18 protein-coding genes are annotated in these 22625 nt (G+C 72.4%); 7 read left to right on the plus strand and 11 right to left on the minus strand.

All coding sequences use genetic code 11. The annotated features are described in order from the left end of the window. Window positions 1-121: 121 nt before the first annotated feature. The 3 genes from OG410_RS12050 to OG410_RS12060 all read right to left on the minus strand — a co-directional run bounded on the left by OG410_RS12050 (window position 122) and on the right by OG410_RS12060 (window position 7297). Window positions 122-1582 carry a glutamate synthase subunit beta gene (locus OG410_RS12050; protein ID WP_329299120.1) on the minus strand — a complete coding sequence of 487 codons (1461 nt, stop codon included), beginning with the start codon at window positions 1580-1582 and terminating at the stop codon, window positions 122-124. Further along, complete coding sequence (gltB, locus tag OG410_RS12055) at window positions 1575-6170, minus strand: glutamate synthase large subunit (RefSeq protein ID WP_329299121.1); 4596 nt, start codon at window positions 6168-6170, stop codon at window positions 1575-1577. The genes OG410_RS12050 and gltB overlap by 8 nt, the downstream gene beginning before the upstream one ends. A 395-nt stretch (window positions 6171-6565) precedes the next feature. Then, window positions 6566-7297, minus strand: coding sequence for a VIT1/CCC1 transporter family protein (locus OG410_RS12060; RefSeq protein WP_329299122.1), 732 nt, complete (start codon window positions 7295-7297; stop codon window positions 6566-6568). A gap of 270 nt (window positions 7298-7567) precedes the next feature. On the opposite strand from OG410_RS12060, the gene OG410_RS12065 reads away from it, so the two are divergent. The 7 genes from OG410_RS12065 to OG410_RS12095 all read left to right on the plus strand — a co-directional run bounded on the left by OG410_RS12065 (window position 7568) and on the right by OG410_RS12095 (window position 15495). Then, window positions 7568-8734: an ADP-ribosylglycohydrolase family protein gene (locus tag OG410_RS12065; RefSeq protein ID WP_329299123.1), complete on the plus strand. Its 1167-nt coding sequence runs from the start codon at window positions 7568-7570 to the stop codon at window positions 8732-8734. Between the two features lie 98 nt (window positions 8735-8832). Beyond that, the gene (locus tag OG410_RS12070) at window positions 8833-10041 is read left to right on the plus strand and encodes an ADP-ribosylglycohydrolase family protein (protein WP_443063884.1); all 1209 of its coding nucleotides are present in this window, start codon (window positions 8833-8835) and stop codon (window positions 10039-10041) included. A gap of 7 nt (window positions 10042-10048) precedes the next feature. After that, window positions 10049-11218 (plus strand): ADP-ribosylglycohydrolase family protein, encoded by a 1170-nt coding sequence (locus OG410_RS12075; protein WP_329299125.1) that lies wholly within the window; start codon window positions 10049-10051, stop codon window positions 11216-11218. Then, window positions 11206-12570, plus strand: a complete 1365-nt coding sequence (locus OG410_RS12080; RefSeq protein WP_329299126.1) for an ADP-ribosylglycohydrolase family protein — start codon at window positions 11206-11208, stop codon at window positions 12568-12570. The genes OG410_RS12075 and OG410_RS12080 overlap by 13 nt, the downstream gene beginning before the upstream one ends. Beyond that, window positions 12567-13460, plus strand: a complete 894-nt coding sequence (gene rbsK / locus OG410_RS12085) for a ribokinase (protein WP_329299127.1) — start codon at window positions 12567-12569, stop codon at window positions 13458-13460. Before OG410_RS12080 ends, rbsK begins: the two co-directional genes overlap by 4 nt. Next, the gene (locus OG410_RS12090) at window positions 13457-14659 is read left to right on the plus strand and encodes a CaiB/BaiF CoA transferase family protein (protein WP_329299128.1); all 1203 of its coding nucleotides are present in this window, start codon (window positions 13457-13459) and stop codon (window positions 14657-14659) included. Before rbsK ends, OG410_RS12090 begins: the two co-directional genes overlap by 4 nt. After that, entirely contained in the window at window positions 14656-15495 is an 840-nt protein-coding gene (locus OG410_RS12095; protein ID WP_329299129.1) for an HpcH/HpaI aldolase/citrate lyase family protein, read from the plus strand. The genes OG410_RS12090 and OG410_RS12095 overlap by 4 nt, the downstream gene beginning before the upstream one ends. Before the next feature lie 129 nt (window positions 15496-15624). Here the strand turns inward: OG410_RS12095 and lgt are convergent, their stop codons facing one another. The 8 genes from lgt to OG410_RS12135 form a co-directional block, all read right to left on the minus strand. After that, a complete protein-coding gene (gene lgt, locus OG410_RS12100) occupies window positions 15625-16776 on the minus strand; it encodes a prolipoprotein diacylglyceryl transferase (RefSeq protein WP_329299130.1) in 1152 nt (383 codons plus the stop codon). A gap of 118 nt (window positions 16777-16894) precedes the next feature. Beyond that, window positions 16895-17671 carry a DsbA family protein gene (locus OG410_RS12105; protein WP_329304097.1) on the minus strand — a complete coding sequence of 259 codons (777 nt, stop codon included), beginning with the start codon at window positions 17669-17671 and terminating at the stop codon, window positions 16895-16897. Window positions 17672-17871: 200 nt separating this feature from the next. Then, entirely contained in the window at window positions 17872-18687 is an 816-nt protein-coding gene (gene trpA, locus OG410_RS12110) for a tryptophan synthase subunit alpha (protein WP_329299131.1), read from the minus strand. Then, window positions 18684-19976, minus strand: coding sequence for a tryptophan synthase subunit beta (gene trpB / locus OG410_RS12115; RefSeq protein WP_329299132.1), 1293 nt, complete (start codon window positions 19974-19976; stop codon window positions 18684-18686). The genes trpA and trpB overlap by 4 nt, the downstream gene beginning before the upstream one ends. Window positions 19977-20196: 220 nt before the next feature. Then, on the minus strand, window positions 20197-20709 hold the full coding sequence (gene trpM, locus OG410_RS12120) for a tryptophan biosynthesis modulator TrpM (protein ID WP_329299133.1): 513 nt from the start codon (window positions 20707-20709) through the stop codon (window positions 20197-20199). A gap of 7 nt (window positions 20710-20716) precedes the next feature. Beyond that, window positions 20717-21526 (minus strand): indole-3-glycerol phosphate synthase TrpC, encoded by an 810-nt coding sequence (trpC, locus tag OG410_RS12125; protein ID WP_329299134.1) that lies wholly within the window; start codon window positions 21524-21526, stop codon window positions 20717-20719. A 164-nt stretch (window positions 21527-21690) separates the two neighbouring features. Then, complete coding sequence (locus tag OG410_RS12130) at window positions 21691-22134, minus strand: DUF2752 domain-containing protein (protein ID WP_329299135.1); 444 nt, start codon at window positions 22132-22134, stop codon at window positions 21691-21693. A gap of 93 nt (window positions 22135-22227) precedes the next feature. Further along, complete coding sequence (locus OG410_RS12135) at window positions 22228-22473, minus strand: HGxxPAAW family protein (protein WP_326788346.1); 246 nt, start codon at window positions 22471-22473, stop codon at window positions 22228-22230. Between the last annotated feature and the right edge of the window lie 152 nt (window positions 22474-22625).

A 22625-nucleotide genomic window follows, 5' to 3' on the forward strand; every position in this document is an offset into this window, starting at 1 on the left:
GCATGCGGCGGCGCCTGCCCGGTCGTCCGGTCGGGGACAGTGGGGCAGGCGCCGTCTCGTGTTCCGCACGCCTTTGTGCGGGACGTTCTCGAGTGACCGTGTCAGGTCACGCATCCATGGGTCAGACCGTCAGCGAGCGGTCCGTCGGGCGGATCGGGGCCGGCAGGTCGCTCGCTCCGGTGAGGAAGCGGTCGACACCACGGGCGGCCGAGCGGCCCTCCGCGATGGCCCAGACGATGAGGGACTGGCCTCGGCCCGCGTCACCGGCGACGAACACACCGGGAACGTTGGTCGCGAAGTCGGCGTCGCGGGCGATGTTGCCGCGCTCGTCGAGCTCCAGGCCGAACTGCGAGACCACGCCGTTCTCGACGTCCGTGCCGGTGAACCCCATCGCCAGCGTCACCAGCTGGGCGGGGATCTTGCGCTCCGTGCCCGGCTTCTGGTTCAGCTTGCCGCCGGTGAACTCTACCTCCACCAGGTGCAGCCACTGGACGTTGCCGTCCTCGTCGCCCTCGAAGTGGGTGGTGGAGACCGCGTAGACGCGCTCGCCGCCCTCCTCGTGCGCGGAGGTGACCTTGTAGAGCATCGGGAACGTCGGCCAGGGCTGGCCCGGGTTCCGCTCCTCGCCCGGCCGCGGCATGATCTCCAGCTGCGTGACCGAGGCCGCGCCCTGGCGGTGGGCGGTGCCCACACAGTCCGCGCCCGTGTCGCCGCCGCCGATGACCACGACGTGCTTGCCCTCGGCGGTGATCGGGGGCGCCACGAAGTCGCCCTCCTGCACCTTGTTGGCCAGCGGCAGGTACTCCATGGCCTGGTGGATGCCGCTCAGCTCCCGCCCGGGGACGGGCAGGTCACGGGCGGTCGTGGCGCCGGCGGCGATGACCACGGCGTCGTACCGCTTGCGCAGGTCCGTCGCCTTGAGGTCGCGGCCGATCTCGATGCCCGTGCGGAAGCGGGTGCCCTCCGCGCGCATCTGCTCGATGCGGCGGTTGATGTGCCGCTTCTCCATCTTGAACTCGGGGATGCCGTAGCGGAGCAGACCGCCGACGCGGTCGGCACGCTCGTACACGGCGACCGTGTGACCGGCCCGCGTGAGCTGCTGCGCCGCGGCGAGACCGGCGGGGCCCGAACCGATGACCGCGACCGTCTTGCCCGACAGGCGCTCGGGGATCTGCGGGGCGACGTCGCCCGTGTCCCACGCCTTGTCGATGATCGAGACCTCGACGTTCTTGATGGTCACGGCGGGCTGGTTGATGCCCAGCACACACGCGGACTCGCACGGCGCGGGGCACAGCCGGCCCGTGAACTCCGGGAAGTTGTTCGTGGCGTGCAGGCGCTCGGAGGCGGCCTGCCAGTCCTCGCGGTACGCGTAGTCGTTCCACTCGGGGATCAGGTTGCCCAGCGGACAACCGTTGTGGCAGAACGGGATGCCGCAGTCCATGCAGCGCGAGGCCTGCTGGGAGATGATCGGGAGCAGCGAGCCCGGAACGTAGACCTCGTTCCAGTCCTTGAGGCGCACGTCCACGGGACGGGACTTGGCGACCTCACGGCCGTGGTTCAGAAAGCCCTTGGGATCAGCCATTGGTCGCCGCCTCCATCATCTTCTCGGTGATCTCGGACTCGTCGAGTCCGGCTCGCTCGGCGGCGTCCTTGGCGGCGAGCACTGCCTTGTAGGTGCTGGGAATGATCTTGCTGAAGCGCTCCACGGCGGCGGGCCACTCGGCGAGCAGCTTCTCGGCGACCGTCGAAGCGGTCTCCTCCGCGTGGCGGCGCACGACGTCGTGCAGCCACTGCCTGTCGGTGTCGTCGAGCTCCTCGACGGCGTTCACGCTGGCGACGTTCACGTTGTCGCGGTCGAGGTCGATCACGTAGGCGACACCGCCGGACATGCCGGCCGCGAAGTTGCGGCCCGTCTCGCCGAGGACGACCGCGTGACCGCCGGTCATGTACTCGCAGCCGTGGTCGCCCACGCCCTCGGAGACCACCAGCGCGCCGGAGTTGCGGACGCAGAAGCGCTCGCCGGTGCGGCCGCGCAGGAACAGCTCGCCGCCGGTCGCGCCGTAGGCGATGGTGTTGCCCGCGATCGTCGAGTACTCGGCGAGGTGGTCGGCGCCCCGGTCGGGGCGGACGACGACACGGCCGCCGGAGAGGCCCTTGCCGACGTAGTCGTTGGCGTCGCCCTCCAGGCGCAGCGTGACGCCGCGCGGGAGGAAGGCGCCGAAGGACTGGCCCGCCGAGCCGGTGAAGGTGATGTCGATGGTGTCGTCGGGCAGGCCCGCGCCGCCGAACTTCTTCGTCACCTCGTGGCCGAGCATGGTGCCGACCGTCCGGTTGATGTTGCGGATCGCGACCTGGGCGCGGACCGGCTGGGCGTCGGTCGCGGAGTCCGCGGCCAGCGCGTCGGCGGCGAGCTTGATGAGCTCGTTGTCGAGCGCCTTCTCCAGGCCGTGGTCCTGTTCGATGACCTGGTGCAGGGCCGCGCCCTCGGGCAGTTCGGGCACGTAGAAGAGCGGGGTCAGGTCCAGGCCCTGCGCCTTCCAGTGGGTGACGGCGCGCTCCACGTCGAGGTTCTCGGCGTGGCCGACGGCCTCCTCGATGCTGCGGAAGCCGAGCTCGGCGAGGATCTCGCGGACCTCTTCGGCGATGAACTTGAAGAAGTTGACGATGTACTCGGCCTTGCCGGCGAACCGCTCGCGCAGCACCGGGTTCTGCGTGGCGATGCCGACCGGGCAGGTGTCCAGGTGGCAGACGCGCATCATGACGCAGCCGGAGACGACGAGCGGCGCGGTCGCGAAACCGAACTCCTCGGCGCCGAGCAGCGCGGCGATGACGACGTCGCGGCCGGTCTTGAGCTGGCCGTCGGTCTGCACGACGATGCGGTCGCGCAGGCCGTTGAGCAGCAGGGTCTGCTGGGTCTCGGCGAGGCCGAGCTCCCAGGGGCCGCCCGCGTGCTTGAGGGAGGTCAGCGGGGAGGCGCCCGTTCCGCCGTCGTGGCCGGAGATCAGGACGACGTCCGCGTGGGCCTTGGAGACACCCGCGGCGACCGTGCCGACGCCGACCTCGGAGACCAGCTTCACGTGGATGCGGGCCTGCGGGTTGGCGTTCTTGAGGTCGTGGATCAGCTGAGCCAGGTCCTCGATGGAGTAGATGTCGTGGTGCGGCGGCGGGGAGATCAGGCCGACACCCGGGGTGGAGTGACGGGTCTTGGCCACCCACGGGTAGACCTTGTGGCCGGGCAGCTGGCCGCCCTCGCCGGGCTTGGCGCCCTGCGCCATCTTGATCTGGATGTCGTCGGCGTTGACGAGGTACTCGCTCGTGACACCGAAGCGGCCGGAGGCGACCTGCTTGATGCTGGAGCGGCGGGCCGGGTCGTACAGCCGGTCCGCGTCCTCGCCGCCCTCACCGGTGTTGGACTTGCCGCCCAGCTGGTTCATGGCGATGGCGAGGGTCTCGTGCGCCTCCTTGGAGATGGAGCCGTACGACATGGCGCCGGTGGAGAAGCGCTTGACGATCTCGGAGACGGGCTCGACCTCGTCGAGGGAGATCGGGGTGCGGTCCGAGGTGAAGCCGAACAGGCCGCGCAGCGTCATCAGGCGCTCGGACTGCTCGTTCACGCGGCCGGTGTACTTCTTGAAGATCTCGTAGCTGCCGGAGCGCGTCGAGTGCTGGAGGCGGAAGACCGTCTCCGGGTCGAACAGGTGCGGCTCGCCCTCGCGGCGCCACTGGTACTCGCCCCCTATGTCCAGGGCGCGGTGCGCGGGCGCGATGCCGGAGGCCGGGTAGGCCTTGGCGTGCCGGGCGGCGACCTCCTTGGCGACGACGTCGAGGCCGGCGCCGCCGATCTTGGTGGCCGTGCCGTTGAAGTACTTCTCGACGAAGGCCTTCTCCAGGCCGACGGCCTCGAAGACCTGGGCGCCGCGGTAGGAGGCGACGGTCGAGATGCCCATCTTGGACATGACCTTCAGGACGCCCTTGCCGAGCGCGTAGATCAGGTTGCGGATGGCCTGCTCGGCCTCGATGCCCTGGAGGAAGGTGCCGGCGCGGACCAGGTCCTCGACGGACTCCATGGCGAGGTACGGGTTGACAGCCGCGGCGCCGAAGCCGATGAGCAGGGCGACGTGGTGGACCTCGCGGACGTCGCCGGCCTCGACCAGCAGACCCACCTGGGTGCGCTGCTTGGTGCGGATGAGGTGGTGGTGGACGGCCGCGGTGAGCAGCAGCGAGGGGATCGGCGCGTGCTCGGCGTCGGAGTGACGGTCCGACAGGACGATCAGCCGGGCACCGTTCTCGATGGCGGCGTCGGCCTCGGCGTAGATCTCCTCGATACGGGCGGCGAGGGAGTCGCCGCCGCCGGAGACCCGGTACAGGCCGGAGAGCGTGGCGGCCTTCATGCCGGGCATGTCGCCGTCGGCGTTGATGTGGATGAGCTTGGCGAGCTCATCGTTGTCGATCACCGGGAAGGGCAGGGTGACGCTGCGACAGGAGGCGGCCGTCGGCTCCAGCAGGTTGCTCGCCGGGCCGAGGGAGGAGTGCAGGGAGGTGACCAGCTCTTCGCGGATCGCGTCCAGCGGCGGGTTGGTGACCTGGGCGAACAGCTGGGTGAAGTAGTCGAAGAGCAGACGCGGGCGCTGCGAGAGCGCGGCGATCGGCGAGTCGGTGCCCATGGAGCCGAGCGGCTCACCGGCGGTGTTGGCCATCGGCGCGAGGATGATCCGCAGCTCTTCCTCGGTGTAGCCGAAGGTCTGCTGGCGGCGGGTGACCGAGGCGTGGGTGTGCACGATGTGCTCGCGCTCGGGGAGGTCGGAGAGCTCGATCTCGCCGGCTTCCAGCCACTCGGCGTAGGGCTTCTCGGCGGCGAGGCCGGCCTTGATCTCGTCGTCCTCGATGATGCGGTGCTCGGCGGTGTCGACGAGGAACATCTTGCCGGGCTGGAGGCGGCCCTTGCGGACGACCTTGGCGGGGTCGATGTCGAGGACGCCGACCTCGGAACCGAGGACGACGAGACCCTCGTCGGTGACCCAGTAGCGGCCGGGGCGCAGACCGTTGCGGTCGAGGACCGCGCCGACCTGGGTGCCGTCGGTGAAGGTGACACAGGCCGGGCCGTCCCAGGGCTCCATCATCGTGGAGTGGAACTGGTAGAAGGCGCGCCGGGCCGGGTCCATGGACGCGTGGTTCTCCCACGCCTCCGGGATCATCATCAGCACGGAGTGCGGGAGCGAGCGGCCGCCGAGGTGCAGGAGTTCGAGCACCTCGTCGAAGGAGGCCGAGTCGGAGGCGTCGGGGGTGCAGACGGGGAAGATCCGCTGCAGCTTGTCGTTGTCCCCGAACAGGTCCGAGGCGAGCTGGGACTCGCGGGCGACCATCCAGTTGCGGTTGCCCTTGACCGTGTTGATCTCGCCGTTGTGCGCGACGAAGCGGTACGGGTGGGCGAGCGGCCAGCTCGGGAAGGTGTTGGTGGAGAACCGGGAGTGCACGAGCGCGATCGCGGAGGCGAAGCGGCGGTCGGACAGGTCCGGGAAGAAGGGCTCCAGCTGGCCGGTGGTCAGCATGCCCTTGTAGACGATGGTCCGCGCGGACAGCGAGGGGAAGTAGACCCCGGCCTCGCGTTCGGCGCGCTTGCGCAGCACGAACGCGGTGCGGTCCAGGGCGATGCCCTGGCTCTCGCCGTCGCTCACGAAGATCTGGTGGAAGGCGGGCATCGTCGAGCGGGCGGTGGCGCCGAGGAGCTCGGGGGCGACCGGGACCTCGCGCCAGCCGAGGACGGTGAGGCCCTCTTCGGCGGCGATCGTCTCGATCCGCGAGACGGCGTCGGCCGTGCCGTCCTCGGGGAGGAAGGCGATGCCCACCGCGTACGCACCGGCTGCGGGAAGTTCGAATCCGGCCACTTCGCGGAAGAAGGCGTCCGGGACCTGAGAGAGGATGCCCGCGCCGTCACCCGAGTCGGGCTCGGAGCCGGTGGCACCGCGGTGTTCCAGGTTGCGCAGAACGGTGAGCGCCTGCTCGACCAGCGCATGGCTCGCCTCGCCGGTGAGGGTGGCCACGAAGCCGACGCCGCAGGCGTCGTGCTCGTTGCGGGGGTCGTACATACCCTGCGCAGCAGGGCGAGCATCCATGAAGGACCACTTCTGGTCGTTCGTGGAGTGCTGGGACGGCTGGCGCGTCGTACGCATCGGCTCTCCCGTCGTCGTCGGGGCGGGGGGTCTCCCGGGCTCTTGCGGCGCTGGGAAGACATCTGCCGAGGGACGACTCTGGCCCTCTGCTGGGTGCAAAATTTCGTGCAGGTTACATGATGGAGCGATTCTCGGAAACCGGATACATCGTTCCAACATGCGGACACCACAGGGGCGCGGCGGGGGTATCGCGCTCAGCGGTGGAAAGTTCAGGGACCTAAGCGGACAGATCGATGACCATCGGTCCGGCACGCGGCGGAGATCGTGATCCGCCGCGAGAGATGCGGCGCGGGCGTCATTGCCCGCGGCGCTTACGGCTCATTCCCAGTGGCCACGGAATCGAAACCGCCGGGTAACAACTACTTATGCGGTCCCTCGCATAAGTGATCGAGTGCTCATCCTACGGCCGCACCGAACAAACTGCCCAGGGCGTACGTCACACCCGCCGCGGCACCACCGAGGGCGAGCTGCCGCAGCCCGCTGAACCACCAGGACCGCGCGGTCACCTTGGCCACGACGGCACCGCACGCGAAGAGCCCGATCATGGCGAGCAGCAGCGCCGGCCACAGCACGGTCGCGCCCAGCAGATACGGCAGCACGGGCAGGAGGGCGCCGAGCGCGAACGAGCCGAAACTGGACACGGCGGCGACGGCCGGGGAGGGAAGGTCGCCGGGGTCGATGCCGAGTTCCTCGCGGGCATGGATCTCCAGGGCCTGCTCGGGATCGTGGGAGAGCTGCCGGGCGACCTCGCGGGCCAGCTCGGGCTCGACACCGCGGGCCTCGTAGAGCTCGGCCAGCTCGCGCTCCTCGTCCTTGGGGTGCTTGCGCAGCTCGCGCCGCTCGACAGCGAGCTCCGCCTCGACGAGCTCGCGCTGCGAGGCGACGGAGGTGTATTCGCCGGCGGCCATGGAGAAGGCTCCGGCGGCCAGGCCCGCGAGTCCGGTGATGACGATCGTCTGCTGGGACACGGACCCGCCGGCGACGCCGGTCATCAGGGCGAGGTTGGAGACCAGGCCGTCCATCGCGCCGAACACGGCAGGGCGCAGCCAGCCACCGTTGACGTCGCGGTGGGTGTGGTTGTCGCGGTGCGCCACATGGAGCGTCGCCTCGGTCTCGATGATCGCCATGCCGGTCCCCCAGAGTGCTTGATTGGACTACTTCCACTTTTCGACAACTCTGAAAGTACGCCGCGAAATTCCCCGCCGCCAGCAAGGAAAGGCTGGGCTAACCTGCGGTTTTACCTCTCGGTGCTCATCCGTGGCATGTCATGCACATATGTCGACCGGGTGACAGTGGAGCCCGTGACGCTCCTGTCAACCGCCAACGTGGCACAGATCCGCAAAGGGTTCCGCGCGCCGCATTCCGCAGGCCGGCAGGGCCCTGAGAGAGAGGCACGTATGGCTTCCATCGCCTGCATTCCCTCGGCCCCGGTAGCCGGGAGCGCCGCCGGTCTCCGCGACCGGGCACGCGGCGCACTGCTCGGACTCGCCGTCGGGGACGCGCTGGGCGCACCGGCCGAGAACATGAAGCCGTCGGAGATCCGCGCCAGATGGGGCCGGATCACCGGGTACGTCGCCGAGCATCCGGCCGGGACGGACGACACCGAGTACGCGATCTTCTCGGGGCTGCTGCTGGCCCGGCACGGCTCGGCGCTGACCGTGGCGCACGTCGAGTCGGCCTGGCACCAGTGGATCGCGGACCGTGACGAGGGGCCGTTCCGCGGCGCCGGGTTCAGTGAGCGCGGCACGCTGGAGAACCTGCGCCGGGGGCTCGCGGCGCCCATCTCCGCCCAGCACCGGCACGCCTGGAGCGACGGTCTGGCCATGCGCGCGGCACCCTTCGGCGTCTTCGCGGCCGGGCGGCCCGCCGAGGCGGCCCGGCTCGTGGCGATCGACGGCTCGGTGAGCCACGAGGGCGAGGGCATCTACGGCGGCCAGGCCGTCGCGGCCGGGGTCGCCGCCGCGATGGCGGGGGCCTCCACCGCCACGGTCGTCGCCTCCGCCCTGGCCGTCGTCCCGGACGACTCATGGACGGCCCGCTCGCTGCGCCGCGCGGTCGCGGTGGCGCACCGGGGCGAACGCGCGGTGCGCACCGCCGTGGTGATCGGCGGCTACCCGTGGACCGATCTGGCCCCCGAGGCCGTGGCCCTCGCCTTCGGCGCCTACGCGGCGGCGGACGGGGCGTTCGCCGAGTCGGTCCTCACCGCGGTGAACATGGGTCGCGACGCCGACACGACGGCCGCGGTGGCCGGGGCGCTGGCGGGCGCTTCCCGGGGCATGTCCTCGATCCCCGCCGCGTGGGCGGCGGCCATCGGACCGGCCCGCGGCAGCTGCCTCCCCTCCATGGAGGGCCACCACATCCTGGACGTGGCGGAACTGCTGACCCCGGAGCACGAGGAGAAGTGGGGCGCCGGGGGCCGTGTACCGCCCACCCCCGAGACCTGCGCGGCCCCGCCCCTGGACGCCTGCGGGACCGCGGATCCGCCCCCGGACGCCGCAGGGAACGCCGATCCGACCCTGGAGACGCTCGGGACTCCCGCCGATGGCGCCGGAGTGCACCGGTGAGCCCCGGCCTGGCGGGTGACGAGCCCGCCGGCCGGGCGGGCGAGGGCGGCGCCGCCTCGGCGACAGCCGTACGCGAGCCGGAGGGCTTCGCGGCGGAGGTGCCGGAGGCCGCGGAAGCCGTGGAGGCTGGCGAGGCCGCGGAGCGGGCGGCACCCGTCGGCGTGAGGGTGCGGCGGATCGAAGGGCTGCTGCTCGGGCTGGCCGCCGGGGATGCCGCGGGCTGGCCCGCCGCCCGCCACCGGGCCGCGCGGATGCCCGAGTGGACCCGGCGGCTGACCCGCGAGCTGGACACCTTCGCGGAGCAGAACGCGACGACGACCCTGCCCGTGCCGATCGCGCTGAACCAGCCCCCCGAACCGCTGCGGCTCGGTCCCTCGGACGACGCCGAGTGGGCGGCGTTCGCGGCGGAGGCCGTCCTGCGGGCCGGGGAGACCACCGCGCTCGGCGACCTGAGCCTCGGCCGCAGGATGCGCGCGTCCATCGACCTGTCCTGGAACGCCGTCGCCAGCGAGGTCGCCGCCGCGGCGGACCGCGCCCCCGAGGTCGAGTCCGCCCTGCTCCCGCTGCGCGCCCGGATCTCGGTGCGGGCCGGACTCGGCAACCTCGCCACCGGTCTGCGCCCGCCCGCCACCGGCCACGACAACCCCCACTACTTCGACGACGCGGCCTGCGTACGGGCCTGCGTACTCGCCGTGGCGCACCCGGGAGACCCCCGACTCGCCGCGGAACTGGCCGAGTTCGACGCCCGCTACACCCAGGACGGCGACGGGGTGCACGGCGCCCGCGCCATGGCCGCCGCCGTGGCGCTCGCCCTCGCCGGGCACGACGTCGGCACCTGCGTGGAGGCGGCCCTGACCGAACTGCCCGCCGCCACGGAGATCGGCCGCAACACCCGGCACGCCCTGACGCTGGCCCAGGGCAGCGAGAGCACCTTCGCCCTGGTCCCCCTGCTGGAGCACCAGATCGTCGACCACGTCTACAGCTACGGGATCGCGGCCGCCGAGACCGTACCCGTGGCCCTGGCCCTGGCGCTGGCCGCGCGCGGCAGGATCGCCGAGGCCGTACCGGCCGCCGCCTGTCTGTCCCGGGTCGCCGACTCGGCCCCCGCCCTGGCCGGAGCGCTCACCGGGGCGATCGGCGGCGCCGCCGCGATCCCCGCCGCCTGGCGCGACGCCTGCCGCACGCTGTCCGGCTGCGCGCTGCCCCGGCTGACCGGCACGGATCTCATCGGCCTCGCCGAACTCCTGGAGGCGACGGGACTCGCCGACCCGCGCGATTCCCGGGAACCGGTGACCCCGGAGGGATGATTCGGGCATGACGCCCAAAGGAGAAGGAACGGGAACCCTCGACGAACGGATCACCGGGGCCCTCGTCGGAGCCGCCGTCGGCGACGCCCTCGGCGGCCCCGTCGAGGGGTACTCCCCCGAGCAGATCACCGAACGCCACGGCGGCCGCGTGCACGGCGTCGTCGGCCCCTGGAACGGCGACGCCTGGCCCACCGCCCGCCCCATCGCCCCGTACCACAAGGGCGACGGACACGTCACCGACGACACCCTGATGACCCATGCGCTGGTACGGGTGTACGCGGAGGTCCGCGACCACCTCGACGCCTACGCGGTCGCCGGGCATCTCGTGCCCGACCTGATGACGACCCCCCGCTGGATCCCGGAACTGGAGGCCGAGGCCCTCCCGCTCCAGCGGATCTTCCTCGCCGAGAAGTGGATGGTCGCCCGCCTCCACTACGGCCATGTGGACCCCCGGGAGGCCGGCACGGGCAACATCGTCAACTGCGGTGCCGCGATGTACATGGCCCCGGTCGGCCTGGTCAACGCGGCGAACCCGGCGGGCGCGTACGCCGAGGCGCTCGACGTCGCGGGCGCCCACCAGTCCTCGTACGGCCGCGAGGCCGCGGGCGTCTTCGCGGCGGCCGTGGCGGCTGCCTGCTCCCCCGGCGCGACCCCCGGCTCGGTCGTCGCCGCCTGTCTGTCGCTGGCCAAGGACGGCACCCGCGCCGCCGTCGAGGCCGTCTGCGAAGTCGCCTCGCGGCACACGGACTTCGAGTCCGCCCTCGTCCCGCTGCGCCGGGCGGTGGCCCCCTTCGACACGGTCGGCCCCGACTACCGCTCCCCCTCGCTCGGCGCCCGGCGCCCCTCCCGGCTCCACTCCATCGAGGAACTCCCGGTCGCGCTCGGCATGTTGCTGGTGTCGGGCGGAGACTTCCGGCACGCGGTCCTCGGTTCGGTCAACTACGGCCGCGACTGCGACTCCATCGCCACCATGGCCGGAGCGCTCGCGGGCGCGCTCGGCGCCGAGGTCCCGCACGACTGGGCCAAGACCGTGGCCGAGTCCAGCCGCCTCGACCTGGACGCCCCGGCGCGTACGCTGGCCGAGGTGACCCGGGAGATCTTCGACCGTGACGTCCACCGCCGCCGGGCCCACGAGGCGGCGTACACCGCGCTGGCGGGCACACCGTGCTCCGGCTGACCTGGGTCCAGCCCGAGGACCTCCTCGGGCACGAGCTCAACCAGGCCGTGCAGGACGGCCGCGACCCGGCCCGCGTCGCCGCCCGCTGGTACGCGGCGGGCGGGCGGCCCGCCCCGCTGCGCGCGGGAGCGTCGGCGACCCCGGCCTCGCCGTCCCTGCGCCGGCTGGCGGCCGGGCTCCTCGACGAACTCGCCGCCCTGCCGGGCAGGCTGGCGGACGACGAACCGACGGATCTGGCACTGATCAAGGACCGGTGCCCCGACTGGCCGGCCCCTCGGTACGCGCCCGTGCCCGCTCCCGGCCCGGCCCGCCTGGAAGCGGCCTGGCTCGGCCGGGCCGTGGGCTGCCTGCTCGGCAAACCCGTGGAGAAGCTCCCCCTCGAAGCGATCCGGGCCCTCGCGAGAGCCTCCGGCAACTGGCCCCTGCACACCTGGTTCACCGCCTGGGGCGTCCCTGGGGACCTGCTGGCGGCCCACCCCTGGAACCGGCGCTCCGCCGCCACCTCCCTGGCCGAGAACATCGACGGCATGCCGGAGGACGACGACCTCAACTACCCCCTCCTGAACCTGCTGTTGCTCCAGCGGTACGGCCGGGACTTCAGCACCGCGGACGTGGCCCGCCTCTGGCTCGACGAACTCCCCGCCGGCCGCACCTTCACCGCGGAACGCGTCGCGTACCGCAACCTCCTCGGCGGCATCGAGCCCCCGGACACCGCCCGCCGGCACAACCCGTTCCGCGAGTGGATCGGCGCCCTGATCCGCGCGGACGTGCACGGCTGGACCAACCCGGGCGACCCGGCGAGGGCCGCCGAACAGGCGTACCGCGACGCGGCCCTGACCCACACGGCCAACGGCGTCTACGCGGCGATGTTCACGGCCGCCGCCATCGCCGAGGCGGCCGGCGCGACCCGCGACGTCCACGAATGCCTGCGCACCGGACTGAGAGTCGTCCCGCCCGACTCACGGCTGGCCCGAGCGGTCCGCCACGCCGTCCGGCTGGCCCGTACGACACAGGACTTCGACGCGGTCGTCGACGAACTGCACTCCGCCCACCGCGACTGCCACTGGGTCCACGCCGTCCCCAACACCGCGCTGATCGCCGCCGCCCTCACCCACGCGGACGGCGACTTCGGCGGCTCCGTCTGCCGGGCGGTGTCCGGCGGCCTGGACACCGACTCGAACGGCGCGACGGCCGGAAGCATCACCGGCCTGCTCACAGGCGACCCCGCCGGGCTGCCCGACCGCTTCACCGGCCCCCTCAAGAACCGGCTCGCCACCTCCGTCGCCGACTTCAACGGCATCGGCTTCGACGCCCTCGCCCACCTCACACAACGGGAGACCGTTCGCCCATGACCCATATCGCCGTGCTCGGCAGCACGAACATGGACCTCGTCGCGTATGTCGCCAAAGCCCCGCAGCGCGGAGAGACCGTCACGGGACGGGAGTTCCGCACGATCCCCGGCGGCAAGGGCGCGAACCAGGCGGTGGCCGCCGCGCACGCGGGCGCCGACGTCTCCCTGGTCGGCGCGGTGGGCGCCGACTCCTTCGGCAGCCAACTCCGCTCCACGCTGGAGCACTTCGGCGTGAACACCGACCATCTGCGCACCACCGAGGGCCCCTCCGGCACCGCGCACATCGTGGTCGACGACGAGGGCGGAAACGCCATCGTCGTCATCCCCGGCGCCAACGGCACCGTCACCTCCCTGGCCCCCGGCGACGAGGGTCTCATCGCCAGCGCCGACGCGCTCCTCCTCCAGCTGGAGATCCCGCTGGAAGCCGTGCTCGCCGGCGCGGAGGCCGCACGCAGACACGGCGTCCGTACGATCCTGACCCCGGCCCCCGCGCAGTTCCTGTCGCCCCAACTGCTGTCCACCATCGACCTGTTGGTGCCCAACCAGCACGAGGCCGCCGCGCTGACCGGCTTCACCGACCCAGGCGGGGCCGCCGCGGCCCTGCTCGAACAGGTCCCGGAGGTCGTCGTCACGCTCGGCGCGGAGGGCAGCCTGTACGCCACCCGGGGCGCCGCACCCATCACGGTGCCCGCCCCCAAGGTGACCGCCGTCGACTCCACCGCGGCCGGCGACACCTTCGTCGGCACGCTGGCGGTGGCACTCGCCGAGGGCCGGGAGATGTCGGAGGCCATGGTGTGGGCGTCGGCGGCCGCCTCGGTGTCCGTGCAGCGGCACGGGGCGACGTCCTCGATGCCGTACCGCTCCGAGATCGACACCCAGGCCGGCGCGTGAGCGGGCCCGGCGAGGGCGGCTCCCTCGACGGCGTGCGCGTCCTCGACCTCGCGACCCTGTTCGCCGGACCGCTCGCCGCCACCATGCTCGGCGACTTCGGCGCGGAGGTCGTCAAGGTCGAACACCCCACCCAGCCGGACCCGTCCCGGGGACACGGCCCGTCGAAGGAGGGCATCGGGCTGTGGTGGAAGCTCCTCGGCCGCAACAAGCGCACGATCACGCTCGATCTGTCGAAGCGCGGCGGCCGCGCGACCCTGCTCCGGCTCGCCGCCGAAGCCGACGTGATCATCGAGAACTTCCGTCCGGGCACCCTGGAGAAGTGGGACCTGGGCTGGGCGGAGCTGTCCGCGGCCAACCCGCGTCTGATCCTCGCCCGGGTCACCGCCTTCGGCCAGTTCGGCCCGTACGCGCACCGCCCCGGCTTCGGCACGCTCGCGGAGGCGATGAGCGGCTTCGCCGCGATCACCGGCGAGCCGGACGCGCCACCGACCCTCCCGCCGTTCGGCCTGGCCGACTCGATCGCCGGCCTGGCGACCGCGTACGCCGTGCTGACCGCGCTGAGGGCCCGCGACCGCACCGGCGAGGGCCAGGTGATCGACATGGCGATCATCGAGCCGATCCTGACCGTCCTCGGCCCGCAGCCGATCTGGTACGACCAGCTCGGCCACGTCCAGCCCCGCACCGGCAACCGCTCGGCGAACAACGCGCCCCGCAACACCTACCGCACGGCGGACGGCTCCTGGGTCGCGGTCTCGACCTCGGCGCAGTCGATCGCCGAGCGGGTGATGCGGCTGGTCGGCCGCCCCGACGTGATCGACGAACCGTGGTTCGCGACCGGCGCGGACCGGGCACGCCACGCCGACGTCCTGGACGGGGCGGTGGGCGCGTGGATCGCCGGACGCACCCGGGACGAGGTTCTCGCCGCCTTCGAGAAGGCCGAAGCGGCGATCGCGCCCGTCCAGGACGTCCGGGACGTCATGAGCGACCCCCAGTACCAGGCCCTGGACACGGTCACCAGCGTCGACGACCCCGAACTGGGCCCGCTGCGCATGCAGAACGTCCTCTTCCGGCTCTCCGCCACACCCGGTGCGATCCACTGGGCGGGCCGCCCGCACGGCGCGGACACCGACGCCGTCCTCGGCGAACTCGGCCTGACGCCGACCGAGATCCGGGAACTGAGGGCGGAGGGGGTGCTGTGACCACGGACCTCCTGCCGCTGACCTGGCTGTACGCGCCGGGAGACCGCCCCGAGGTGGTGGCCAAGGCTCTGGCCTCCGGCGCGGACGTCGTGCTCGTCGACCTGGAGGACGCGGTCGCGCCGCACCGCAAGGAGTACGCCCGCTCCGCCACCGCCGACCTGCTCGCCGACGCGCCGCCCGTCCCGGTGCACGTCCGGGTCAACGCCCTCGACGGCCCCTTCTGCGAAGCCGATCTGAAGACGCTCTCGCCACTGCGCGGCCTGTCCGGCCTGCGGCTGCCGAAGGTGACCTCGCGCGCCGACGTCGTACGGGTGGCGGAGAGCGCGATCCCGGCGGAGGGCGGCACGATCCCGCTCTACGCCCTGCTGGAGACGGCTCTGGGCATCGAACAGGCCTACTCCATCGCCTCGTCCCATCGCGCCCTGCGCGGTGTCTCCCTCGGCGAGAGCGATCTGCGGGCCGATCTCGGCGTCCGCGACGACACGGGCCTCGACTGGTCCCGGGCCCGTCTGGTCGTGGCCGCGCGGGCGGCGGGGCTGCCGCCGCCGGCCCAGTCGGTCTTCCCCGACATCCGCGACGTGGAGGGCCTGGCCTCGTCCTGCGCGCGCGGCCGCGCCCTCGGCTTCCTCGGGCGCGCGGCGATCCACCCCCGCCAGCTCCCCATCATCGAGCGGGCCTACCTCCCCACCCCGGCCGAGGTCGACTCCGCCGAGGCCGTCATCCGGGCGGCCGCCGCGGATCCGGGCGCGCAGGCCCTGCCGGACGGCCGTTTCATCGACGCGGCGGTGGTCACGGGCGCCCGCCGCACCCTCGCCCTCGCCCAGCGCCTGGCCTGAGTCCACGGGCCCGGCACGACAGAGCCCGGGAGACAAGGCCCGGGAAACAACCCGGGACGACAAGGCCCGGGACGACACGAAGGGGCGCCGCGTCCCGGACGCGGCGCCCCTTCGTCGTACGGGGAGAACTCAGCCCTTCTTGGCCGACCCGGCCTCGTCGCGAGCCACAGACCGGTCACCGGACCCGGCCTCGGACTCCTCGCCGGACTCCTTCTCGGACTCCGCCGCGGACGCGGACCCGGCGGACTCCGAGGACGTGGCGGACTTCGAGGACGTGGCGGACTCGGTGACGGTCTCCTTGCCGAGGTCGACCGAGTCGCCCTCGGTCCCGTCCTCGCCCTTGCCCGTGCCCTCGCGGCCGCTCCCGGTCTCGGCCTCGGCCTTGTCCCCGGTCTTGTCGGCGTCCTTGTCCGCCGCGTCCTCGGCGGAGGCGGTCTCGTCGTCCGCGGCGGGCGCTTCCTCGTCGGCGCGGGGCTCCACGATCTCCTCCCGGCCCGGACGCAGCCGGGACGAGATCACGATGTAGACCACCGCGAGGAGGAAGACCACCATCGCGGTCCAGTCGTTGAGACGCAGGCCCAGGATGTGGTGGGCGTCGTCGACGCGCATGTACTCGATCCAGCCGCGGCCGACGCAGTAGGCGGCGACGTACAGGGCGAAGGCGCGCCCGTGGCCGAGCTTGAAGCGGCGGTCGGCCCAGATGACCAGGAATCCGACGCCGACGCACCACAGCGACTCGTACAGGAAGGTCGGGTGGTAGTAGCCGGGGACGCGCCCGTCCGTGGAGGACGTGATGTGCAGCGCCCACGGAAGGTCCGTGGCCCTGCCGTACAGCTCCTGGTTGAACCAGTTGCCCCAGCGCCCGCACGCCTGGGCGAAGGCGATGCCGGGTGCCACGGCGTCGGCCCAGGCGGGAAGCGGAATACCGCGTCGGCGGCATCCGATCCAGGCGCCGAGCGCACCGAGGGCGATGGCGCCCCAGATGCCGAGCCCGCCCTGCCAGATCTTGAAGGCGTCCACCCAGTCACGGCCCTCGCTGAAATACAGCTCGTAGTCCGTGATCACGTGGTAGAGCCGGCCGCCGACGAGGCCGAACGGCACGGCCCAGACCGCGATGTCGGCCACCGTGCCGGCCCGCCCTCCGCGGGCGATCCAGCGCTTGTTGCCGAGCCAGACGGCAAGGAAGACGCCGATGATGATGCAGAACGCGTAGCCGCGCAGCGGAATGGGGCCGAGGTGCAGCACACCGTGCGACGGGCTGGGAATGTAGGCAAGTTCCATGGCAAGGTCGACGCTACCGTGCCGGACGCCACCCACGACGGGCAGCCCCGCAACGGGTCCATAACGTGCGGTGCCCCCGGCCCATGGAGGCGGGGGCACCGGAGCACGCGGAAGCGGCTCAGCCCTTGTTGGCGTCCTGCACCATCTGCTTGAGCTTGGCGGGGGTCATCGACTGGTCCGCGTAGATGTTCTTGCCGCCCAGGAGCACGGTCGGGGTGCCCGAGAAGCCGCCGGCCTGGAACGCGGCGTGCGACTTCTGGACCCAGCTGTCGTGGGTGCCGTCGTTGACGCATGTGCGGAAGGCCGGGGTGTCCAGGCCGTCGACCTTGCCGGCGAGCTCGATCAGCTTGGCGTTGTCGGCGAAGGCGTCGTCGGTCTCCTTGGGCTGATTGTCGTACAGCACGTCGTGGTACTCGCGGAACTTGCCGGCGTCCTGGGCGCACGCCGCGGCGTTGGCGGCCTTGCGGGAACCGCTGCCGCCCATGTTCCCGTCGATCAGGGTGACGAGGTGGTACTCGACCTTCAGCTCCCCCGAGTCGGTCAGCTCCTTGATCGTCGGGCGGTACGCCGCCTCGAAGGCCTGGCAGGCCGGGCAGCGGAAGTCCTCCCACACCGTGAGGGTCGACTTGGCGCCGTCCTTGCCGACGGGGATCGCGAGGCTGTCCTTGCCGGTGGCGCCCGAGGGCGACACGACCGGACCCGACGTGTCGCTCTTCTTGTCCTTGCCCGAGTTGGCGGCCACCACGCCGATCACGGCGGCCAGGCCGAGGACGCAGATCACCGACGCCCCCACGATCAGCGCCCGCCGGCGCTTGTCCGCGGCCTTCTGCTTCTCTCGCTCGACCGCCAGCCGCTCGCGGGCGTTGCGCTTTCCGTCACGGTTCTTCTCGCTCACATCCGGCAGAACGAACCGGGAAGGCACAGCGCGCCTCCCCGGTCCAAGGTCCACTCGTTCGGGTGAGCGGATTGTCCGTTACGCACGGATTACCCCAGTCGTGTACGGAGCGGATCCACCCGATCGTGTCCGCGCGGACGTGACGGGGCTGATCCGCGCGGACGTGACCGGGCCGATCCGCGCGGATCCGCTCCGTCGCGTCACGCCGTCGTGCGCACACCCTTCGCGAGGTCGGCCGCGAGCTCCCGTACGGCTTCGAGGCCGGCCGCCTCGTCCGGGGCGTCCAGCATCCGCTTCACGAACGCCGAGCCGACGATCACTCCGTCGGCGAAGCCGGCCACCTCGGCGGCCTGCTCGGCGTTGGAGACGCCGAGGCCGACGCAGACGGGCAGCTCGGTGGTGGCCTTCGTACGCGCCACCAGGTTCTGGGCCTGGTTCCCGACCGACGCCCGGGTTCCGGTGACCCCCATCAGCGAGGCCGCGTACACGAAGCCGCTGCCGGCCGCGGTGATCTCGGCGAGCCGGGCGTCCTTGCTGCTGGGCGCGACGACGAAGACGGTCGCGAGGCCGTGCTTCTCGGCGTGCTCCCTCCACAGGGCAGACTCCTGGACGGGCAGGTCGGGCAGGATGCAGCCCGCGCCGCCCGCCTCGGCGAGCTCGGCCGTGAAGCGCTCGACGCCGTAGCGGTCGATCGGGTTCCAGTACGTCATCACGAGGACGGGCTTGCCGGTGGCCTCGAAGGCCTCCCGGACGGTCCGCATCACGTCCGCGATCCTGACGCCGCCGCGCAGGGCGATGTCGTCGGCGGTCTGGATGACGGGGCCGTCGAGGACGGGGTCGCTGTGCGGCAGTCCGACCTCGACGATGTCGGCGCCGCCGTCGAAGACGGCCTTGATCGCCGCGATGCCGCCGTCGACGGTCGGGAAGCCGGCCGGCAGGTACGCGATGAGGGCGGATCGCCCCTCCGCCCTGGCGCCGGCGAGGGTGGCGCTCAACAGCTCGATGTTGCCGCTCACTTGGCGTCCCCCTCGATCTCGGCGTTCTCGCTGTCGGCGTCCGCGGCGACGACCGCGTCGACGCCGTTGTCGTAGAGGCCGAAGTAGCGGGCGGCCGTGTCCATGTCCTTGTCGCCGCGCCCGGACAGGTTGACGACGATCAGCCCGTCCTTGCCCAGTTCCTTGCCGACCTCCAGGGCCCCGGCGAGCGCGTGGGCGCTCTCGATGGCCGGGATGATGCCCTCGGTGCGGGAGAGCAGCCGCAGGGCCTGCATCGCCGCGTCGTCGGTGACCGCGCGGTACTCGGCCCGGCCGCTGTCCTTGAGGTAGGAGTGCTCGGGGCCGATGCCGGGGTAGTCGAGTCCGGCCGAGATCGAGTAGGGCTCGGTGATCTGGCCCTCCTCGTCCTGGAGGACGTACGACCGTGATCCGTGCAGGATGCCGGGCTCGCCGGCGGTCAGGGTCGCCGCGTGCTCGCCGGTCTCCACTCCGTGCCCGGCGGGCTCGCAGCCGATCAGGCGTACGCCGCTGTCGGGGATGAAGGCGTGGAAGAGGCCGATGGCGTTGGAGCCGCCGCCGACGCAGGCGACGGCGGCGTCGGGCAGCCGTCCGGCGCGCTCCAGGATCTGGCGGCGGGCCTCCACGCCGATGACGCGGTGGAAGTCGCGGACCATGGCCGGGAAGGGGTGCGGGCCGGCGACGGTGCCGAAGAGGTAGTGGGTGTGGTCGACGTTGGCGACCCAGTCGCGGAACGCCTCGTTGATGGCGTCCTTCAGGGTGCGGGAGCCGGACTTCACCGCGATGACCTCGGCGCCGAGCATGCGCATCCGGGCCACGTTCAGCGCCTGGCGCTGGGTGTCGATCTCGCCCATGTAGATGGTGCATTCGAGGCCGAAGAGCGCGCAGGCGGTGGCCGTGGCGACGCCGTGCTGGCCGGCGCCGGTCTCCGCGATGACCCGGGTCTTGCCCATCCGCCGGGTGAGCAGGGCCTGGCCGAGCACATTATTGATCTTGTGCGAGCCGGTGTGGTTGAGGTCCTCGCGCTTGAGGAAGATCCGCGCGCCGCCGGCGTGTTCGGCGAAGCGCGGCACCTCGGTGAGGGAGCTCGGGCGTCCGGTGTAGTGGACGAGCAGGTCGTCGAGCTCGCGGGCGAACTCGGGGTCGGCCTTCGCCTTGTCGTACTCGACGGCGACCTCGTCCACGGCGGCGACCAGCGCCTCCGGGATGAACTTGCCGCCGAACGCGCCGAAATAGCCCTCGGCGGTGGGGACTTGACCGTCGGGGTCGGGAATGAAGAACTCGCTGGGCATGCGGACACCTCACAGGGGCGACAGCCCCGGTTACGGGATCGGACAGAGGTCACGGAAGCCGGACATACCCGCGCTCCGTCGTCACCGGCGCGTTCGCCGGTGACTCCGCCCGCCCTGCCGCGGGTCCGGCCGCGCACCCGACGGACGTACCGTCGCGAGGACCGGGGTGTGCCGGATTCCGGCTCGGTCCCTTGTGCGGGGTGGATGCGGCCCGGTCCGCCTATGCCGTGGACTCGGCCCGGTCCACGTGTGCGGTGGATACGGTCCGGTCCACCGGTCCGGCGGACTCGGTCCGGCGCACCCGTGAGGTGGACCGGACCGGGGAGGGCGTGAGCGCGCGTACGCGCTCGGGCCATCGCATGCCGTTGACCTGACCCGGCTCGTCGCCGATGACGTAGCGGACCCGGCGCCCGTGCACGCGGCGCGCCGGCGCACGGCAGCCGCGCGGCCGGCAGCCGCGGGCGAGACGGGCGTAGGGGTCACGGGCCGCCGAAGGCACCGGGAGCACGGCGGCGGAGGGCACGTACGGGCGCCCGTACGGATCCCCGGGGAGCGGGTGGTGCGCGAAGGGCGGTATCGGGCCCTCGCCCTCCGCCCCGGGCCCGGAGGATCCGGCCCGCGCCCTCGGGAACGCGCCGGCCGGAACCGGAGCGGCCGACCCCGCGCGCGCCGGTACCCCGTCGGGGCACTGGCCCGGACGGGGTACGGCGGGGGCGAGGGTCGGGGCGGACACCGGCAGGTCAGTCCCGTCCGTGCCGCAGGGCGGGGTGGGCGCCCGCGGCCACCAGATCGGAGACGGCGGTCTTCGGGTCGCGGCCGGTGACGAGGGACTCGCCGACCAGGACCGCGTCGGCGCCCGCGTTGGCGTACGCGATGAGGTCGTGGGGGCCGCGGACACCGGACTCCGCGATCTTGACGAGGTGGTCCGGGATCTCGGGGGCGATCCGCTCGAAGGTCGTGCGGTCGACCTTCAGCGTCTTCAGGTCGCGCGCGTTGACGCCGATGATCTTGGCGCCGGCGTCCACCGCGCGCTCGACCTCGTCCTCGTCGTGCACCTCGACCAGCGGCGTGAGCCCGATGGACTCGGCGCGCTCGATGAGGGACTCCAGGGCGGGCTGGTCGAGGGCCGCGACGATGAGCAGGGCCAGGTCGGCGCCGTACGCGCGGGCCTCCCACAGCTGGTACGACGTGACGATGAAGTCCTTGCGCAGCACCGGGATGTCCACGCGGGCGCGGACGGCCTCCAGGTCGGCGAGCGAACCGCCGAAGCGGCGCTGTTCGGTGAGGACGGAGATGACGGCCGCGCCGCCCGCCTCGTAGTCGGCGGCCAGGGCCGCGGGGTCGGCGATCGCGGCGAGCGCGCCCTTGGACGGGCTGGACCGCTTGACCTCGCAGATGACCTTGACGCCGTCACCGCGCAGGGCGGCCACGCCGTCCTTGGCCGCCGGAGCCTTCGCCGCGCGCTCCTTGAGCTCGTCGAGGCTGACGCGCGCCTGCCGCTCCGCGAGGTCGGCACGGACTCCGTCGATGATCTCGTCGAGCACACTCACGCGAGCGGCCCCCTTCCCTGCGGTGGACGGTTGAAGCGGTCGAGCGGACCCGGGTTCAACCGTCCCTGACGGATAAGTCGGGTCACTGCGATGGTATCCGGAGGACGGCGTAGCCCTCGCATCCGGTTGACGCCGGTCCCATTACCTGGACATTTGTCATTTGATCAAGGATGCAGCCAGCCGCCGGACGGCAGGTTCCGGACCACGGTGAAGACCAGCGTCAACGCGCCCAGGCTCCACAGATGGACCGGTCCGAGATCGAGCCGCGCCGGGCGTCCGCGCACCACGCGGATCACCCAGACGGCCCACAGCACCGCGAACGCCAGGTAGCCGCCGACGGCGAGCGCGTTGTCCGTGAGCGCCGTGGCGAGGTCCCCGTGCACGAAGGCATGCGCGCTGCGCAGACCGCCGCAGCCGGGGCAGTACAGGCCCGTGAGGCGCAGCAGCGGGCAGACAGGATAGTGGCCGGGCTGATTGGGGTCGACGGCCCCGACGTACGCGAAGGCCCCGGCGACGGCCGCGAGCAGCCCGCCGGGAACGGCCAGCCGCCGCGCCGCGTCCGGCACGGTCCGCGTCACCCTCCGGGTTTCGGCGTTCACGCGACGCATTCTGCCTCGCTCGCGGGCCGGGCGCTCGCCCGGGTACGCGGAAGGCGGCCCCGGCAGGTGTGCCGGGGCCGCCTTCCGTACAGCCTCAGTGGGTCAGGCGTCGGCGCCCACGGTCGAGCGCGCCGTGTTCGCGGGGTGCGGGGCGGCCTTCGGCTGGCCGAGGCCCATGCTCCGCATGAGCATGCCCACGACACCGCCGAGGACGACGACGACCATGCCGGCCCAGAAGCCCAGCGGTTCGGCCTTGACCATGAAGGCACCCGCGACGCAGAAACCGATGAAGGCGATGATGACACCGGTCCAGGCGGCCGGGGTGTGACCGTGGCTGCTGCCCGCCATGACTTGCTCCTCGTTGCTGTATGCGTGTGTGAGTCGGACACTCACCGCCCATTGTCCCGTACGCACGGGTCCGCCGTGAGCGGGGGGTCACTCCTCGCGTGCCGGTCCGCCCGGGTCACGGCGGAGGACCCGGGCCCAGGACCCCTGGACTA

The organism is Streptomyces sp. NBC_00659 (genome assembly GCF_036226925.1).
Lineage (GTDB): Bacteria > Actinomycetota > Actinomycetes > Streptomycetales > Streptomycetaceae > Streptomyces.